This is a genomic window from Streptomyces sp. NPDC007983, from assembly GCF_042958345.1.
GTDB lineage: Bacteria > Actinomycetota > Actinomycetes > Streptomycetales > Streptomycetaceae > Streptomyces.
In genome coordinates, this window is the sequence record NZ_JBIBJI010000063.1 from 1 (window position 1) to 2,046 (window position 2,046).

The following is a 2,046-nucleotide window of genomic DNA, read 5'->3' on the forward strand; positions in this document are numbered from 1 at the left end:
TCGAAAAAGTTGTCCCGCACCCCCACCCGCTCAACACCCAGCACCCGCGACCACACATCCGCAACCACCCGCTCCACCTCCGAACGCGGAGCCACGTAGTCCCGCAGCAGCACGGTCAGGTCCGGCTCCGGCAGAGCCCGCCTGTCCACCTTGCCGTTCGCCGTGACCGGCAGATCGGCGAGGACCACGCAGATGGCGGGGACCATGTACTCGGGAAGCGAGCGGCCCACGAACTCCCGCAGCTCTACGGAGTCGACCCTCTGGGCCACCACGTACCCGACCAGCCTCTTCACCCCGGGCTGGTCCTCCCGTACGACGACCACGGCCTGCTCGACCTCGGGGTGGCTCGCCAACGCCCGCTCCACCTCGCCGAGCTCGATGCGGAAACCCCGCACCTTGACCTGGTCGTCGGCGCGCCCCGCGAACTCGATCACGCCGTCGGCCCTCCGGCGCACCACGTCGCCGGTGCGGTACATCCGCTCACCGGCCGACCCGAACGGGGACGCGACGAAACGCTCCGCCGTCAGCCTCGGCCTGCCGGCATAGGCGCGCGCCAGCTGCACACCAGTGATGTACAGCTCGCCGGAAACGCCTGCAGGGACCGGACGCAGCCACGGGTCCAGGACGTACAGCCCGGTGTTCCAGACGGGCCGGCCGATCGGGACGGTATCGGTGTCCGGCTCGGCCGGGTGGGAGGTGACATCGACGGCCGCCTCGGCGGGCCCGTACAGGTTGTAGAGCTTCGCCTGGGGCAGCACCTCGCGGATCTGGTCGCGCAGGGTGCCCTGCAGTATCTCCCCGCCGCTGAAGACGGTGCGCAGTCCGGTGCAGGCCCGGGTGGCGGGCTCGGCGACCAGGGCGCGCAGCATGGACGGGACGAAGTGGACGGTCGTCACGCCGTGGTGGCGGATCATTCCGGCCAGGTAATGCGGGTCGCGGTGGCCGTCCGGGCGGGGCAGGACCAGCGCGGCGCCCGCGATCAGCGGGCCGAAGAACTCCCACACGGCCACGTCGAAGCTCGACGAGGTCTTCTGGAGCACCCGGTCGGTGCCGGTCAGCGGGTATTCCGACTGCATCCAGAGCAGGCGGTTGGAGATGGCAGCGTGTGAGACCACGACGCCCTTGGGGCGACCGGTGGAACCCGAGGTGTAGATCATGTAGGCCGCATGCTGCGCAAGGGTGTCGATGCGCGGGGCGGTGGCGGGCTGGGCGGCGGCGTCAGCTGTGCCGGGTGCGAGCACCTCGATCCCGTCGTGCGCTCGCTCCGTCCAGTGGTCCGCGATCAGCAGTCGGGCGCCGGAGTCGCTCAACATGTACGCGATCCGGTCGGCCGGGTACTCCGGGTCCACGGGGACGTAGGCACCGCCGGCCTTCACCACCGCGAGGAGGCTGACGACGAGGTCGATGCCACGGGGCAGGCTGACCGCCACGACGGTGTCGGGACGGACGCCGCGTTGCTGGAGGAGATGCGCGAACCGGTTCGCCCGCTCGTCGAGTTCCCTGTAGGTGAGTGTGGTGTCCTCGGTGACGACCGCCAACGCCTGTGGTGTAAGCGACGCCTGGGCGGTGAAGAGCTCGGGAAGCAGCCGGGGCGGGCAGAACGCGTCGGTGTCGTTCCAGTCGTTGGCGAGGGTCGCGCCCTCCTCCGCGGTCAGCAGTGGGATCCGGGCGAGGCGCGGCTCGTCGAGCAGGGACCGCAGCAGCGCGGCGAGACGGTCCGCGATGTCCTGTGCCGTGGTGTCCGCGAAGAGGTGGGGGTCGTACGACATGCGCAGGGCCACGCCGGGATCGGTGTCCCCGACGAGGCGACCACCGGTGTACGCGGTGAGGGAGAGAGGGTAGTTGCTGCCGCCCTCTCCGTAGGTGTCATCTACGCGCAGCCCGTGCCGGGCCCCCATGTCCTCGTCGACGGGGTAGTTCTCGAAGACGAGCAGGCTGTCGAAGAGGGCGGTGCCGGCCGGGAGTTCGGTGACCGTGTTGATCTGGCTGAGGGAGAGGTACTCGTGGGCGCGGGACTGCCACTGTTCGGCCTGGAGTTCCTGGAGC

General features: G+C 70.2%; 1 protein-coding gene. It reads right to left on the reverse strand.

Going from position 1 to position 2,046, the window contains the following annotated elements:
• Positions 1–2,046, reverse strand: a 2,046-nt coding sequence (locus ACFZCY_RS45440; protein ID WP_391187709.1) for an amino acid adenylation domain-containing protein, incomplete at both ends; no start/stop codon positions are given.